Annotated in this window: 19 protein-coding genes and 1 pseudogene; 15 read left to right on the forward strand and 5 right to left on the reverse strand. The window is 59.0% G+C overall.

What is annotated here, in order from left to right; genetic code table 11:
• Positions 1-27 precede the first annotated feature (27 nt).
• The 13 genes from rpsN (at position 28) to rplQ (ending at position 8095) form a co-directional block, all read left to right on the forward strand.
• Positions 28-333, forward strand: coding sequence for a 30S ribosomal protein S14 (gene rpsN, locus J2X71_RS16250; RefSeq protein ID WP_007812880.1), 306 nt, complete (start codon positions 28-30; stop codon positions 331-333).
• Positions 334-345: 12 nt separating this feature from the next.
• Positions 346-744, forward strand: a complete 399-nt coding sequence (gene rpsH, locus J2X71_RS16255; RefSeq protein WP_004674934.1) for a 30S ribosomal protein S8 — start codon at positions 346-348, stop codon at positions 742-744.
• 41 nt (positions 745-785) lie between these two features.
• Complete coding sequence (rplF, locus tag J2X71_RS16260; protein ID WP_007812882.1) at positions 786-1319, forward strand: 50S ribosomal protein L6; 534 nt, start codon at positions 786-788, stop codon at positions 1317-1319.
• Between the two features lie 12 nt (positions 1320-1331).
• The gene (gene rplR, locus J2X71_RS16265) at positions 1332-1694 is read left to right on the forward strand and encodes a 50S ribosomal protein L18 (protein ID WP_003573785.1); all 363 of its coding nucleotides are present in this window, start codon (positions 1332-1334) and stop codon (positions 1692-1694) included.
• Positions 1695-1824: 130 nt separating this feature from the next.
• Positions 1825-2394 carry a 30S ribosomal protein S5 gene (gene rpsE / locus J2X71_RS16270; protein WP_007812885.1) on the forward strand — a complete coding sequence of 190 codons (570 nt, stop codon included), beginning with the start codon at positions 1825-1827 and terminating at the stop codon, positions 2392-2394.
• A 13-nt stretch (positions 2395-2407) separates the two neighbouring features.
• Positions 2408-2617, forward strand: a complete 210-nt coding sequence (gene rpmD / locus J2X71_RS16275; protein ID WP_007812887.1) for a 50S ribosomal protein L30 — start codon at positions 2408-2410, stop codon at positions 2615-2617.
• Positions 2618-2633: 16 nt separating this feature from the next.
• Entirely contained in the window at positions 2634-3107 is a 474-nt protein-coding gene (gene rplO, locus J2X71_RS16280) for a 50S ribosomal protein L15 (protein WP_113324621.1), read from the forward strand.
• A 235-nt stretch (positions 3108-3342) separates the two neighbouring features.
• Positions 3343-4683 carry a preprotein translocase subunit SecY gene (secY, locus tag J2X71_RS16285; RefSeq protein WP_310382996.1) on the forward strand — a complete coding sequence of 447 codons (1341 nt, stop codon included), beginning with the start codon at positions 3343-3345 and terminating at the stop codon, positions 4681-4683.
• Positions 4680-5330 (forward strand): adenylate kinase, encoded by a 651-nt coding sequence (locus tag J2X71_RS16290; RefSeq protein WP_310382997.1) that lies wholly within the window; start codon positions 4680-4682, stop codon positions 5328-5330. The genes secY and J2X71_RS16290 overlap by 4 nt, the downstream gene beginning before the upstream one ends.
• Positions 5331-5548: 218 nt before the next feature.
• Entirely contained in the window at positions 5549-5917 is a 369-nt protein-coding gene (gene rpsM, locus J2X71_RS16295; RefSeq protein ID WP_310382998.1) for a 30S ribosomal protein S13, read from the forward strand.
• Between the two features lie 133 nt (positions 5918-6050).
• Positions 6051-6440 (forward strand): 30S ribosomal protein S11, encoded by a 390-nt coding sequence (rpsK, locus tag J2X71_RS16300; RefSeq protein ID WP_003547577.1) that lies wholly within the window; start codon positions 6051-6053, stop codon positions 6438-6440.
• 97 nt (positions 6441-6537) lie between these two features.
• Positions 6538-7548, forward strand: coding sequence for a DNA-directed RNA polymerase subunit alpha (locus J2X71_RS16305; RefSeq protein ID WP_007812895.1), 1011 nt, complete (start codon positions 6538-6540; stop codon positions 7546-7548).
• A 124-nt stretch (positions 7549-7672) separates the two neighbouring features.
• The gene (gene rplQ, locus J2X71_RS16310) at positions 7673-8095 is read left to right on the forward strand and encodes a 50S ribosomal protein L17 (RefSeq protein WP_007812897.1); all 423 of its coding nucleotides are present in this window, start codon (positions 7673-7675) and stop codon (positions 8093-8095) included.
• A 68-nt stretch (positions 8096-8163) separates the two neighbouring features.
• On the opposite strand, the gene J2X71_RS16315 is transcribed toward rplQ, so the two are convergent.
• Together J2X71_RS16315 and J2X71_RS16320 are read right to left on the reverse strand one after the other, a co-directional pair.
• A complete protein-coding gene (locus J2X71_RS16315; RefSeq protein WP_310382999.1) occupies positions 8164-8547 on the reverse strand; it encodes a VOC family protein in 384 nt (127 codons plus the stop codon).
• A gap of 97 nt (positions 8548-8644) precedes the next feature.
• A pseudogene (locus J2X71_RS16320) lies at positions 8645-9513 on the reverse strand (DUF817 domain-containing protein).
• 142 nt (positions 9514-9655) lie between these two features.
• Here J2X71_RS16320 and J2X71_RS16325 point away from each other — a divergent pair.
• The gene (locus J2X71_RS16325) at positions 9656-10081 is read left to right on the forward strand and encodes a DUF2809 domain-containing protein (protein ID WP_310383000.1); all 426 of its coding nucleotides are present in this window, start codon (positions 9656-9658) and stop codon (positions 10079-10081) included.
• Positions 10082-10088: 7 nt separating this feature from the next.
• On the opposite strand, the gene msrQ is transcribed toward J2X71_RS16325, so the two are convergent.
• Both msrQ and msrP read right to left on the reverse strand, forming a co-directional pair.
• Complete coding sequence (gene msrQ / locus J2X71_RS16330) at positions 10089-10751, reverse strand: protein-methionine-sulfoxide reductase heme-binding subunit MsrQ (RefSeq protein ID WP_310383001.1); 663 nt, start codon at positions 10749-10751, stop codon at positions 10089-10091.
• Entirely contained in the window at positions 10751-11698 is a 948-nt protein-coding gene (msrP, locus tag J2X71_RS16335) for a protein-methionine-sulfoxide reductase catalytic subunit MsrP (RefSeq protein ID WP_310383002.1), read from the reverse strand. Before msrP ends, msrQ begins: the two co-directional genes overlap by 1 nt.
• Positions 11699-12019: 321 nt before the next feature.
• On the opposite strand from msrP, the gene ilvD reads away from it, so the two are divergent.
• Entirely contained in the window at positions 12020-13858 is a 1839-nt protein-coding gene (gene ilvD, locus J2X71_RS16340; protein ID WP_310383003.1) for a dihydroxy-acid dehydratase, read from the forward strand.
• Positions 13859-13916: 58 nt separating this feature from the next.
• Here the strand turns inward: ilvD and J2X71_RS16345 are convergent, their stop codons facing one another.
• A complete protein-coding gene (locus J2X71_RS16345; RefSeq protein WP_007812912.1) occupies positions 13917-14321 on the reverse strand; it encodes a GFA family protein in 405 nt (134 codons plus the stop codon).
• Positions 14322-14371: the final 50 nt, after the last annotated feature.

Genomic DNA, 14371 nt, shown 5'->3' on the forward strand with positions numbered 1-14371 from the left:
ACGACGAGCGTAGAAAAGGAACCTGACATGGCGAAGACAAGCGCAGTTGAAAAGAACAAGCGCCGCCGTAATACGGTCGCAAACCAGGCCGGCAAGCGTGCTGCCCTGAAGGCGATCATCATGAACCAGGCTCTTCCGATCGAAGAGCGGTTCAAGGCCTCGATCAAGCTGGCATCCCTGCCGCGTGACGGATCGAAGACCCGCATTCGCAACCGTTGCGAAGTGTCCGGTCGTCCGCGCGCTTATTACCGTAAACTGCGTATGTCGCGTATCGCGCTGCGCGAACTGGGCAATCTCGGCAAGGTGCCGGGCATCGTCAAGTCGAGCTGGTAAGGAGCAGGTTAGATGACAATGACTGATCCGTTGGGCGATATGCTCACCCGTATCCGCAACGGCGCTTCGCGTCGCAAGTCGTCGGTTTCGACGCCTGCTTCCAAGCTCCGTGCACGTGTTCTCGATGTCCTCCAGTCCGAAGGCTACATCCGTGGCTACTCCGTCGTCGATTTCGGCAACGGCAAGTCCGAACTGAACATCGAACTGAAGTACTATGAAGGCGCATCGGTGATCCGTGAGATCGGCCGTGTGTCCAAGCCGGGCCGCCGGGTTTATGTCTCGGTCAAGTCCATTCCGCAGGTCGCGAACGGCCTCGGCATCACCATCCTTTCGACCCCGAAGGGCGTGATGGCCGATCACCAGGCTCGCGAACAGAACGTTGGTGGCGAGGTTCTCTGCTCTGTCTTCTAAGACAGCGCAGGGTCTCCATAGCGAACAGACAGGATTGAAACATGTCTCGTATCGGTAAGAAGCCCGTTCAGGTACCTGCTGGGATCACGGCTACGGTCGATGGCCAGAAGGTTACTGCTAAGGGCCCGAAGGGCGAGCTGTTTTTCGTCGCAAACGACGAAATCAGCCTCAAGCTCGAAAACAATGCGGTCGTCGTAACGCCGCTGTCCCAGACGAAGGAAGCTCGTTCGAAGTGGGGCATGTCCCGCACGATGATCGAAAACATCTTCAAGGGCGTTAAGGACGGCTTCGAGCGCAAGCTCGAAATCAACGGCGTTGGTTACCGTGCCTCCCTGCAGGGCAAGAACCTGCAGCTGGCGCTTGGTTTCAGCCACGACGTGGTCTACGAACCGCCGCAGGGCATCACGATCGCTGTACCGAAGCCGACGGAAATCGTCGTCACCGGCATCAACAAGCAGCAGGTCGGTCAGGTCGCCGCCGAGATCCGCGAATACCGCGGTCCGGAGCCCTACAAGGGCAAGGGCGTCAAGTATGCCGAAGAGCGGATTGTCCGCAAAGAAGGCAAGAAGAAGTAAGGATCACGCGAAATGGCTAGCAGGAAAGAAGCACTTGCACGTCGTGCCAACCGCGTGCGCCGTCATCTCAAGTCGGTGGCCAATGGCCGTCCGCGCCTGTCGGTTCATCGCTCGTCGAAGAACATTTACGCTCAGGTTATCGACGATGTTGCCGGCAAGACCCTTGCCGCTGCATCGACGCTCGACAAGGATCTGCGCGGTTCTCTGAAGACCGGTGCTGACACCGCAGCAGCTGCCCTCGTTGGCAAGCTTGTTGCAGAGCGCGCTTCGAAGGCAGGCGTCACCGAGGTCGTATTCGACCGTGGCGCCTTCATCTATCACGGCCGCATCAAGGCCCTGGCAGATGCAGCCCGCGAAGGCGGTCTGACCTTCTAATAGTTTCCGGCCGAAGCTTTCATAGTCTTCGGCCGGATTTCACCGGACCGCAAATCGTTCCCCAGAGGAAGCCGATGCGGTCCTCATTTTGTTTGCCGATTGCACCCGGAAAAGAAAAAGGAAGAGGACAATGGCACAGGAAAGAAGGCCGCAGCGGGAAGACCGCCAGAGCCGCGAAGAGCGCGATAGCGAATTCGTCGACAAGCTTGTCGCGATCAACCGCGTCGCCAAGGTCGTCAAGGGCGGCCGTCGTTTTGGTTTCGCAGCACTCGTCGTCGTCGGCGACCAGAAGGGCCGCGTAGGCTTCGGCCATGGCAAGGCACGCGAAGTGCCGGAAGCCATCCGCAAGGCAACCGAAGCAGCCAAGCGCGAACTGATCTTCGTACCGCTGCGTGACGGCCGTACGCTGCATCACGACGTTCATGGCCGTCATGGCGCCGGCAAGGTTCTGCTGCGCTCGGCCAAGGTCGGTACCGGTATCATCGCCGGCGGTCCGATGCGCGCCGTTTTCGAAACGCTCGGCGTTCACGACGTCGTCGCCAAGTCGACCGGTTCGTCGAACCCCTACAACATGGTTCGCGCTACCTTCGACGCTCTGAAGCACCAGGTTCACCCGAAGGACATCGCAGCTCAGCGCGGCATCAAGTATGCTACGCTCCAGGCTCGCCGTGCCGCTTCTGGCAACGCCTCTGAAGAATAAGAGGAGCTGACCAATGGCCAAGGCTACCAAGAAGGCTGAAGCGAAGACTGTTACGATCGAACAGATCGGCAGCCCGATTCGCCGTCCGGACGTCCAGCAGCGCACGCTGATCGGTCTCGGACTGAACAAGATGCACCGTCGCCGCACTCTGGAGGACACTCCGGCCGTTCGTGGCATGATCCGTGCAGTCCAGCATCTCGTTCGCGTCGTCGACGAGAAGTGAGTCCGGAGTAACGCTCATGAAACTCAATGAAATTAAAGATAACGAAGGCTCTACCCATAGCCGCAAGCGTCTTGGCCGTGGTATCGGCTCGGGCTCCGGCAAGACCGGTGGTCGCGGTGTAAAGGGTCAGAAGTCCCGTTCGGGCGTCGCCATCAACGGCTTCGAAGGCGGTCAGATGCCCATCTACCGTCGCCTGCCGAAGCGCGGCTTCAACAACATCTTCGCAGCCGACTATGTCGTCGTATCGCTGGCACGCATCCAGGCTGCCATCGACGCCGGCAAGCTCGACGCGAAGGCGACCATTGATGCGGCTGCTCTGAAGGCTGCCGGCGTCATCCGTCGCGCCAAGGACGGCGTTCGCGTTCTCGCCGACGGCGAGCTCAAGGCCAAGATCACCCTCGAAGTTGCAGGCGCTTCCAAGCCTGCCGTCGAGAAGATCGAAAAGGCTGGCGGCACGGCAACGCTTCTTTCTGCCGCAGCGGCAGAATAATAAACTGATGATATATCGCCCGGGGTGCTTCACACCGGGCGATTTTGCTCCCATATGTGAGCCTCACAAAAACCTGCTTGGACGCATCCGCGTCGAGACGGTAAGACTGAAAACGAGGGTGAGGCATAGGGTTGCGCCAGCGATCCGTCCGAAGCCCGGTTTTTAAAAGAAATTCATACTGATTCCGGTGCCGGCCGACTCGAGAGCGCCCGGAATTGGTAGCGCGGAGAAACGCATGGCTTCTGCAGCGGAACAACTGGCTTCAAACCTCAATTTTTCGACCTTCGCCAAAGCCGAGGATCTTAAGAAGCGCCTGTGGTTCACACTGGCAGCTCTCCTCGTCTACCGGCTGGGTACGCATATTCCGCTTCCGGGCCTCAATCCACAGGCATACGCCCAGGCTTTCCAGGGCCAGGCTGGCGGCATTCTCGGCCTCTTCAACATGTTCTCGGGCGGCGCCGTACAGCGCATGGCGATCTTCGCCCTCGGCATCATGCCCTACATCTCCGCTTCGATCATCGTGCAGCTCATGACCTCGGTCGTGCCGGCGCTCGAAAACCTGAAGAAGGAAGGTGAGCAGGGCCGCAAGATCATCAACCAGTACACCCGCTACGGCACGGTCATCCTCGGCGCGCTCCAGGCTTACGGTATTGCCGTCGGTCTCGAAAGCGGCAACGGCCTTGTCGTCGATCCGGGCTGGTTCTTCAAAATTTCGACCGTTCTGACGCTGCTCGGCGGTACCATGTTCCTGATGTGGCTCGGCGAGCAGATCACCTCGCGCGGCATCGGTAACGGCATTTCGCTGATTATCTTCGCAGGCATTGCCGCCGGTCTTCCGACCGCTCTTGCCGGTACTCTGGAACTCGGCCGTACTGGCGCGCTGTCGACGACGCTCATCCTGGCCGTCATCGTCGTTGCAATCGCCGTCATTGCCATCATCGTCTTCGTTGAACGTGCGCAGCGCCGTCTGCTCATCCAGTATCCGAAGCGCCAGGTCGGCAACCGGATGTTCCAGGGCGATACCTCGCACCTGCCGCTGAAGCTGAACACTTCGGGCGTCATCCCGGCGATCTTTGCATCGTCGCTGCTGCTTCTGCCGGCGACGCTTGCGGGCTTTGCCAGCACGACGGCGATGCCCGCCTGGGCGACCTCCATCGTTGCCGCGCTTGGCCACGGCCAACCACTTTATATGGTGCTCTATGCGGCCCTCATCGCCTTCTTTGCCTTTTTCTACACGGCCATCGTCTTCAATCCGAAGGACACGGCCGATAACCTGAAGAAGCATGGCGGCTTCATCCCCGGCATTCGTCCGGGCGACCGCACCGCCGAATATATCGACTATGTGCTGACCCGTATCACGGTGATCGGCGCTATCTATCTCGTCTTCGTCTGCATCCTGCCTGAGATTCTGGTGTCGCAAACCGGCATTCCATTAGCCCTTGGTGGGACTTCGCTTTTGATCGTGGTTAGCGTAACTCTTGATACGGTGGCACAGATCCAGGGCCATCTGATCGCACAGCAGTACGAAGGCCTGATCAAGAAATCGAAGCTGCGTGGAGGAAAGAGGGGGCGATGAGACTTATACTTTTGGGGCCGCCGGGCGCGGGTAAGGGGACCCAGGCCCAGCGGATCGTGGAAAAGCATGGCATTCCGCAGCTTTCCACGGGTGACATGCTGCGCGCCGCCGTTCAGGCCGGTACGGAAGTCGGTAAGCGCGCCAAGGCTGTCATGGACGCCGGAAATCTGGTCTCTGACGAGATTGTCAATGCTATCGTCTCCGAACGAATCGATCAGCCCGATTGCGCCAACGGTTTCATCCTCGACGGTTTCCCGCGCACGCTCGTGCAAGCAGATGCCACGGAGGCGATGCTGAAGGCCAAGGGTCTCGATCTCTCGGTTGTCATCGAATTCCGTGTCGACGACAAGGAGCTGGTCCGCCGCGTAGCAGGCCGTTACTCCTGCGCCCAGTGCGGCACCGTCTATCACGACTCGGACAAGATCCCGGTCAAGGAAGGCGTCTGCGACAAGTGCGGTTCGACCCATTTCAAGCGTCGTCCAGACGATAATGCCGAGACTATGACCAAGCGTCTCGAGGTCTACTACAAGGAAACCTCGCCGCTGATCGGCTACTATTATGCCAAGGGCAAACTGAAGTCCGTGGATGGCATGGCCGAAATCGATCAGGTTACCACCGAGATCGAACGCATCCTTTCCGAGCTTTAAAGCTTTGAAAATAAACTTCGCGGGAGCGGTTGCTTTTTTGCACTGATTCCGCTAAACCGCGCCAACTCGCGACATTCCCTGCGATCGGCGCGGATTTCCGAAGGAAGTCCGGGTTCGATCGTTTTGTGATGTTACGAACCCGAATTTAATCGAGCGGCCTCTGGCTGCATAACGAAGCCCTATTGCCGGATGGCAACTGGAATGCAAGGAGAATAGGCGTGGCACGTATCGCTGGCGTCAACATCCCGACTGCAAAGCGCGTCGTCATCGCGCTGACCTACATTCACGGGATTGGATCGAAATTCGCGCAGGAAATCGTCGAGAAGGTCGGTATTCCGGCTGATCGCCGCGTTCATCAGCTGACGGATGCTGAAGTCCTTCAGATCCGCGAAACCATCGACCGTGACTATCAGGTCGAAGGTGATCTTCGTCGCGAAACCGCGATGAACATCAAGCGTCTGATGGACCTCGGCTGCTACCGCGGCCTGCGTCATCGCCGTGGCCTTCCGGTTCGCGGTCAGCGCACGCACACCAATGCCCGCACCCGCAAGGGCCCGGCAAAGGCGATCGCTGGTAAGAAGAAGTAATTTCCGGGAAACCGGAGTGGGGAGGCTGGCGGTCTGCGCCGGCCTCTTTTGAGTTTGGAGCGGGGTCGTATAGGCGCCGTTCCGGTGTAGCCGCTGGGATTACGGCGGTGAAGAGATCAACGAAAGGAATACCATGGCTAAGGAAGCCGTCCGCGTTCGCCGTCGCGAGCGCAAGAATATCTCGTCGGGTGTCGCTCACGTCAACTCGACCTTCAACAACACGATGATCACCATCACCGACGCACAGGGCAATGCGATTGCTTGGTCGTCTGCTGGCGCCAAGGGCTTCAAGGGCTCGCGCAAGTCGACCCCGTTCGCTGCCCAGATCGCTGCCGAAGACTGCGCCAAGAAGGCTCAGGAACATGGCATGAAGTCGCTGGAAGTCGAAGTCTGCGGCCCGGGTTCCGGCCGTGAATCGGCTCTGCGCGCGCTCCAGGCTGCCGGTTTCATGATCACGTCCATCCGCGACGTGACCCCGATCCCGCACAATGGCTGCCGTCCGCGCAAGAAGCGCCGCGTCTGATCATCGCTATCGTCACTGGTGAGCGCCTCGGCGCTCCCGGTGGTTTTCAAGCTCGGTTGCCACGATTGGATGGTGGCAACGAACGGAAGGCAAAATTATGATTCAGAAGAACTGGCAGGAATTGATCAAGCCGAACAAGGTGGAGTTCTCTTCGAGCTCGCGCACCAAGGCGACTCTCGTTGCAGAGCCGCTTGAGCGCGGTTTCGGCCTCACCCTCGGCAACGCGCTGCGTCGCGTTCTGCTCTCCTCTCTGCGCGGTGCCGCTGTTACGGCCGTGCAGATCGACGGCGTGCTGCATGAATTCTCTTCGATCCCGGGCGTTCGCGAGGACGTTACGGACATCGTGCTCAACATCAAGGAAATCGCCATCAAGATGGATGGCGATGATGCCAAACGCATGGTCGTGCGCAAGCAGGGTCCGGGTGTTGTAACGGCTGGCGACATCCAGACGGTCGGCGATATCGAAATCCTCAACCCCGAGCATGTCATCTGCACGCTCGACGAGGGTGCCGAGATCCGCATGGAGTTCACCGTCAACAACGGCAAGGGCTACGTTCCGGCTGAGCGCAATCGTGCGGAAGATGCTCCGATCGGCCTCATCCCGGTGGACAGCCTCTATTCGCCGGTCAAGAAAGTGTCCTACAAGGTTGAAAACACCCGCGAAGGACAGGTTCTCGACTACGACAAGCTGACCATGTCCATCGAAACCGATGGCTCTATCTCCGGTGAAGATGCCGTCGCTTTCGCGGCTCGCATCCTGCAGGACCAGCTTGGCGTCTTCGTCAACTTCGACGAACCGCAGAAGGAAACCGAAGAAGAGGCAGTCACCGAACTGGCCTTCAACCCGGCGCTCCTCAAGAAGGTGGACGAGCTCGAACTGTCCGTTCGTTCGGCAAACTGCCTGAAGAACGACAATATCGTCTACATCGGCGACCTCATTCAGAAGACCGAAGCAGAAATGCTCCGCACCCCGAACTTTGGTCGCAAGTCGCTCAACGAAATCAAGGAAGTTCTCGCTTCCATGGGCCTGCACCTCGGCATGGAAGTGCCTGCATGGCCGCCCGAGAACATCGAAGATCTCGCCAAGCGTTACGAAGACCAGTATTAAGAAACAAAAAGGCAGGCTTTTTACGGCTGCCTTTCCCCGTCAAACAGCAGGCCTATCGCCTGCATGTGCCAGGAAACGGCAGGCCCGGTTAGCGTAAGGGCACCTGCATTAAAGGAGAATAGCAATGCGCCATGGTAAAGCCGGCCGCAAGCTGAATAGAACTGCAAGCCACCGCAAGGCGATGTTCGCCAACATGGCGGCTTCGCTCATCACCCACGAGCAGATCGTCACGACCCTGCCGAAGGCCAAGGAAATCCGTCCGATCGTCGAGAAGCTCGTCACCCTCGGCAAGCGCGGCGACCTGCACGCTCGTCGTCAGGCGATTTCGCAGATCAAGGATGCTGTCGTCGTCAACAAGCTGTTCGACACGATCGCCTCGCGTTACGCAACCCGCAACGGCGGCTACCTGCGTATCATGAAGGCCGGCTTCCGCCAGGGCGACAATGCTGCTCTCGCTGTCATCGAATTCGTTGACCGCGACACCTATGCAAAGGGCGCAGCCGACAAGGCTCGCGTCGCTGCTGAAGAGCAGTCTGTCGCTGCCTAAGGTTTTCCGGTTACGGAAACAGGAAAGCCGGGCCTTGCCCGGCTTTTTTCGTTTGAGCCCGCTTCTGTTCAAGCTTTGTCAAGCGGCTGATTGATCATGGCTTCGATATTGTAGCCATCGGGATCGAGAATAAAGCAGGCATAATAATCGGGCGCGTAGTCCGGGCGTGGGCCAGGTGCGCCATTATCCCGCGCGCCGGCTGCTAGAGCGCTTTGATAGAACGCATCGACGTCAGCCCTGTTCTTGGCTCGAAAAGCGACGTGGATGCATGTCAGAGGCGAGGCGCTATCGGCCTGCTGGATTTCGAACAGGCAACCATTGCCGATATCGAAGGCCCAGAACACGTTCTCCTTCCCGAAGGACAATGTGTATCCCAAGGGTGCGAAGGCTCTTTCGTAAAAGAGCCTGCTCTTTGTGAGGTCGCTTACAGCGACGGTGATATGGTCAATCAAGCTTGGCGCTCCTTATGAGCTCATAGGGGTGGCGAAATAAAAGCCGGTCCGGCGTTCGCTCCACACATGTCCTGGTTTTCTGCCCGTTTTCGGAAATTCATTCAGGCACGTGGATCTTGTGTTTGATATGCTTGAGGTTCGCAACGATCGTAAAGGTCATGATCACCAGCAGGCACCACGAACTCCACTTGCCGATATGCACGGTCGACCACGCGCCGATCTGGTTTGGATAGCGCCACACGCCGAAGAAGGTGCTGATATTCTCCGCAAGCCAGATGAAGAAGCCGATCAGGGCGAAGGCGAGAAGCAGGGGCATCTTGCGGTCTTGATCATAGGGCCTGAAGATGACTGTGGTGCGCGCATAAAGGCCGAGCGTGCAGGCGGCGATATACCAGCGATAATCGCCGATATAGTGGTGGGTGAAGAAGTTGGCGTAGATCGCCAATGCCGTGAGCCCGGCCATCCAGTAGGATGGATGGTGTCTTACACGCAGATCAAACAGGCGCCAGGCCTGGATGACATAGCTGCCGACGGCCGCGTACATGAAGCCGGAAAACAGCGGGACGCCGAAGAGCTTCGTATAGGCGAAATCCGGATAGCTCCAGGATTGGATGCTGCCGGACGTCTTGAAGACCTCCAATGCAAAACCGACCACATGGAAGACGGAAATCGCCTTCAACTCATCGATGGTCTCGAGTTTTGCCCAGACCATCCAGGCCTGGATCGCAAGAGCGATAATCAGCAGCAGATCGTAGCGCGGGATACCGACGAGGCCTGCACGCGGCACCAGAAAAACCGACAGAAAAAACAGACCCGCGAAGAGGCATGCCGCGCTTCCTTGACTCCGAAATAGAAGAATTCGACGACGAAGCGTTCGATGCCATTGCGCGGAAGATCGGCCGGTCGGTCGATCAGATGCCTGTCCAGTAGAGGGAGCAATCCTTGAAGTGCGGCAACTTTCGGCATGTTCTTGCGAGTGATCCCGAGACTCGTTTCGAAGCAGTAGGAAGCTATCAGGCTCGGCTAGGCCAGGACAGCGCCAGCTTGATAATTTGCTGCATCGCAATTAGGCGTTCAAATCAGTTGAGATCATGGTGGTCGATTGCAATTGAGCGGAACGATTCAAGGCAGGCAGTTGCAGCGCCTCGCAGCCCTATTCCTGATCATCATTTCGGGCCTGCTGCTCAGGCGCTTCGGCTACTCCGTCGATCTGCCCTTCGTCGTCGTCAAATATGGTGGTTCGCTGCTTTGGGGATCGATGGTGTATTTCCTGCTGGCATTTGCTATTGGAGGCCTTAGTACAAGAATTCGGCCTACAGGAATTGCCACCATCGCACTCGTTGTCGCCATATGCGTCGAGCTCTTCCGACTCTACCACACCCCCTGGCTCGATGCCTTCAGATTGACGACCGCAGGCGCCTTGCTGCTAGGGCGGGTATTCTCGCTCTGGAATATTGTCGCATACGCTTTCGGAATAGCGGCCGCTTATGCGCTTGATCCGGCGCGTAGGCATTCATCGCCTTCGAGGCCCTAACGCGGCGTTACGAAGCCGATGAAGCCACGGCGCGGCCGCCACGTGCTCGTCCTTGCCCCTTCTTCCGGCTCCGCCCGATCGGCTTGTAGGAGCGATAGAGGATCAGCGCGATGATCAGGCCGACATAAATATACTGTTCGAGGTCGAGGATCTTCGTGGACAGTGCAAAGTGCAGCGCGGCACAGGCACCGATGATGTAGATGAGGCGATGCAGCCAGATCCAGTTCTTGCCGAGCCGGCGGATCGAGAAATTATTGGATGTGACGGCGAGCGGCACCAGCATCGCCAGTGCGCCCATGCCGAACATGATGAAGGGGCGCTTCACCACATCGTTGATGACGGCCGCGATATCCAGCGCCTGATCGAGCACCATGTAGACGGTGAAATGCATCAGTGCGTAGTAGAAGGTCAGAAGGCCGAGAGCGCGGCGATAACGCAGATAGTTCCAGCCGAGGAGATCTCGGGCAGGGGTGACGGCAAGCGTCAGGATCAGGAAACGGATCGTCCAGATGCCGAGAAAGAGCTCGAATGTCTTCACCGGGTCGGCACCGAGTTGATCCGTCGCGCCGAGATAGAAATACCAGGCGGCGGGCACGAGCCCGACGACATAGAGCAGCCAGACGGACGCCGGCTGCCAGCGCTTCGGAATGGCGAGCGAAAACGCCGTCATCAGAAATTGACCCTCAGATCCATGCCGTCATAAAGGCTGGCAACTTGGTCGGCATAGCCGTTGAAGGGCAGGGTGGGGTGGCGGTTGGCGCCGAAGAAACCGCTTTCGCCGATGCGCCGCTCGGTCGCCTGGCTCCAGCGCGGATGGTCGACTGCAGGGTTGACATTGGCATAGAAGCCGTACTCCTGCGGGTTTGTCACCTGCCAGGTATTCTTCGGCTGCTGATCGGTGAGCGTGATGCGCACGATCGACTTGATGCCCTTGAAACCATACTTCCATGGCACGACGAGGCGCACCGGCGCGCCATTCTGGTTCGGCAGCGTTTCGCCATAGAGCCCGACGGCGAGCAGCGTCAGCGGATGGCGTGCCTCGTCCATGCGCAGGCCCTCGACATAGGGCCAGTTCAGCGACTGGAAGAGGCCGGCTTGGCCGGGCATCTCTTCGGGGCGCACAACGGTCTCGAAGGCGACATATTTGGCGCTGCCCTGCGGCTCCACCTTGTCGAGAAGTGAAGCAAGCGGAAAGCCGTTCCACGGAATGACCATCGACCAGGCTTCCACGCAGCGCATGCGATAGACGCGCTCCTCGATCGGGAATTCCTTCATCAGCGCCTCGATATCGAAGGTGCCGGGCTTGTTGACCATGCCGTCGACCTTGATCGTCCAGGGCAGCGGCTTGAACTTGCCGGAAAGTGCTGCGGGATCACCCTTGTCGAGACCGAATTCGTAGAAGTTATTGTAGGTGGTCACGTCCTTGATCGGCGTCAGCTTCTCATCGACCGTGTACTTGCTCTTGACGGTCGTAAGCGCCGCCGCACTCGCCTTGCCGGCGCCGTAGAGGGCGATCGCGCCAAACGTCGCAGCGCCGAGAAATTCCCGGCGCTTCAGGTAAATCCCGCGCGGCGTGATTTCCGAGGAGCGGATTTTGGGCGGACGATAGGCTGGCATATCGAATTCCTCCTGGGCGGGGCGGCCCGTGTGAATCTTTAGACGCAGATAGCGCGCTTTGGGTCAGTGTGTATGCCTTGAATCTTAGAGACGAAAAGCCAATTTTTTGTGTTCGCCCGTGATGGAATAGACCGTAACAAAAGTGCCCTAGTATCCGTATATGCCTGATGGTGCGGCCCGTACCGCTTTGGGCATTCCCGGTAGTGACAGCTTGGGCCGATTGGATTAGGACAATTCCAAAAAGCAGCGACTGCCCGGCCTTCGCAAATCCTTTGCCGCCCCGCATCGCCAGACAATTCCTGGATATTGAGGAAGACACCGATGCCAGCTTATCGTTCCAGAACCACGACCCACGGCCGCAACATGGCGGGCGCGCGCGGCCTTTGGCGCGCCACGGGCATGAAGGACTCGGATTTCGGCAAGCCGATCATCGCCGTGGTGAACTCCTTCACACAGTTCGTCCCCGGTCACGTTCATCTCAAGGATCTTGGCCAGCTCGTCGCCCGCGAAATCGAAGCGGCCGGCGGCGTTGCCAAGGAATTCAACACGATCGCCGTTGATGACGGTATCGCCATGGGTCATGACGGCATGCTCTATTCGCTGCCCTCGCGCGAACTGATCGCCGACAGCGTCGAATACATGGTCAACGCCCACTGCGCCGACGCCATGGTCTGCATCTCCAATTGCGACAAGATCACCCCCGGCATGCTGATGGCCTCGCTGCGCCTCAACATACCCACGGTCTTCGTATCCGGCGGCCCGATGGAGGCCGGCAAGGTCGTCCTGCATGGCAAGACCCATGCGCTCGACCTCGTCGATGCCATGGTCGCTGCTGCCGACGACAAGATCTCCGATGAAGACGTCAAGATCATCGAGCGTTCGGCCTGTCCGACCTGCGGTTCATGCTCCGGCATGTTTACCGCAAACTCCATGAACTGCCTGACGGAAGCGCTGGGCCTGTCGCTGCCCGGCAACGGTTCGACGCTTGCAACGCACGCCGACCGCAAGCGGCTCTTCGTTGAGGCCGGCCACCTGATCGTCGATCTCGCTCGCCGTTATTACGAGCAGGAGGATGAGAAGACCCTGCCGCGCGTGATTGCCTCGAAGCAGGCTTTCGAGAATGCCATGGCGCTTGATATCGCCATGGGCGGCTCTACCAACACCGTTCTGCACATTCTGGCGGCTGCGCATGAAGGCGAGGTGGACTTCACCATGGCCGACATCGACGCGCTGTCGCGCCGCGTTCCCTGCCTTTCCAAGGTTGCGCCGGCCAAGTCCGACGTTCACATGGAAGACGTTCACCGCGCCGGCGGCATCATGTCGATCCTGGGCGAGCTCGATAAGGGCGGCCTGCTCAATCGCGACTGCCCTACGGTTCATGCCGAAACACTGGGTGACGCCATCGATCGTTGGGATATCACCCGCACCAACAGCGAGACCGTCCGCAAGTTCTACCGTGCCGCTCCCGGCGGCATCCCGACACAGGTTGCCTTCAGCCAGGAAGCTCGCTGGGATGAACTCGATACCGACCGCGTCGGCGGCGTCATTCGCTCGGTCGAGCATCCTTTCTCCAAGGATGGTGGCCTCGCAGTTCTCAAGGGCAATCTGGCGGTCGACGGCTGCATCGTGAAGACGGCCGGCGTCGATGAATCGATCCTGAAGTTCTCCGGCCCGGCCAAGGTCTTCGAAAGCCAGGATGCGGCCGTCAAGGGCATTCTCGGCAACGAGGTCGTGGCCGGTGACGTCGTCGTCATCCGCTACGAAGGTCCGAAGGGCGGCCCCGGCATGCAGGAAATGCTCTATCCGACGAGCTACCTGAAATCGAAGGGTCTCGGCAAAGCCTGCGCGCTGATCACCGACGGCCGCTTCTCCGGCGGCACCTCCGGTCTCTCTATCGGCCACGCTTCACCGGAAGCTGCTAACGGTGGCGTCATCGGTCTCGTGCGCCAGGGCGACATGATCGACATCGATATCCCGAACCGCACCATCAGCCTGCGTGTCAGCGATGCGGAACTTGCCACCCGCCGTGCCGAGCAGGATCAGAAGGGCTGGCATCCGGCCGAGCCGCGCAAGCGCAACGTCTCGACCGCGCTTAAGGCCTATGCGGCCTTCGCAACCAGTGCCGACCGTGGCGCCGTTCGCGACCTGAACGCTCGTTAAACTGTTTTATTGAAAAATGCTTGGAGCCCCTGACTACAGATCAGGGGCTCTTTCATTTTCAGAGATGCCGCGTTTCGGCCGGCACGGTCCACCAGCTATTGTTCCTGCCATCGAAATATTGCACCGGTGCTTCCGCAAGTTCGGCGGGATCGAGATCGTCGAGGCAGGCGAGATTGATCGAGACATAGGCGCCGCCGACCGCCTCGACATAACCGTCACCATAGGCCGGCACCCCGCAATTGGCGCAGAAGCGGTGATGGCCGGAGAAGGTGCCGAACTGGTAATCGCTGATGCCGGTCTCTTCGCACAGAAGGCGGAAATCCTCGGGCTTGATATTGGCGCCCCAGTAGCGGCGCTTCCAGCAGATCGAGCAATTGCACTTTCCGGTTCCGGCCTGAAGGTCGATATCGGCCTCATAGCGGATTCGGCCGCAATGGCAGCTTCCGTGATAGGTCTTCTTCATATGCTCCTCCTTGCGAGTTGCTGCATCATATGACAACATATTGTCATCAT

The sequence above is a fragment of the Rhizobium sp. 1399 genome, from assembly GCF_031455475.1.
Taxonomy (GTDB): Bacteria; Pseudomonadota; Alphaproteobacteria; order Rhizobiales; family Rhizobiaceae; genus Rhizobium.

Coding starts and splice junctions, on each gene's coding strand:
- rplQ (WP_007812897.1), top strand. CDS start 7,673: ATGCGCCATGGTAAAGCCGGCCGCAAGCTGAATAGAACTGCAAGCCAC.
- rpsE (WP_007812885.1), top strand. CDS start 1,825: ATGGCACAGGAAAGAAGGCCGCAGCGGGAAGACCGCCAGAGCCGCGAA.
- msrP (WP_310383002.1), bottom strand. CDS start 11,698: ATGCCAGCCTATCGTCCGCCCAAAATCCGCTCCTCGGAAATCACGCCG.
- J2X71_RS16345 (WP_007812912.1), bottom strand. CDS start 14,321: ATGAAGAAGACCTATCACGGAAGCTGCCATTGCGGCCGAATCCGCTAT.
- rplR (WP_003573785.1), top strand. CDS start 1,332: ATGGCTAGCAGGAAAGAAGCACTTGCACGTCGTGCCAACCGCGTGCGC.
- rpsH (WP_004674934.1), top strand. CDS start 346: ATGACAATGACTGATCCGTTGGGCGATATGCTCACCCGTATCCGCAAC.
- J2X71_RS16290 (WP_310382997.1), top strand. CDS start 4,680: ATGAGACTTATACTTTTGGGGCCGCCGGGCGCGGGTAAGGGGACCCAG.
- rpmD (WP_007812887.1), top strand. CDS start 2,408: ATGGCCAAGGCTACCAAGAAGGCTGAAGCGAAGACTGTTACGATCGAA.
- msrQ (WP_310383001.1), bottom strand. CDS start 10,751: ATGACGGCGTTTTCGCTCGCCATTCCGAAGCGCTGGCAGCCGGCGTCC.
- rpsK (WP_003547577.1), top strand. CDS start 6,051: ATGGCTAAGGAAGCCGTCCGCGTTCGCCGTCGCGAGCGCAAGAATATC.
- secY (WP_310382996.1), top strand. CDS start 3,343: ATGGCTTCTGCAGCGGAACAACTGGCTTCAAACCTCAATTTTTCGACC.
- ilvD (WP_310383003.1), top strand. CDS start 12,020: ATGCCAGCTTATCGTTCCAGAACCACGACCCACGGCCGCAACATGGCG.
- rpsN (WP_007812880.1), top strand. CDS start 28: ATGGCGAAGACAAGCGCAGTTGAAAAGAACAAGCGCCGCCGTAATACG.
- J2X71_RS16305 (WP_007812895.1), top strand. CDS start 6,538: ATGATTCAGAAGAACTGGCAGGAATTGATCAAGCCGAACAAGGTGGAG.
- rplO (WP_113324621.1), top strand. CDS start 2,634: ATGAAACTCAATGAAATTAAAGATAACGAAGGCTCTACCCATAGCCGC.
- rplF (WP_007812882.1), top strand. CDS start 786: ATGTCTCGTATCGGTAAGAAGCCCGTTCAGGTACCTGCTGGGATCACG.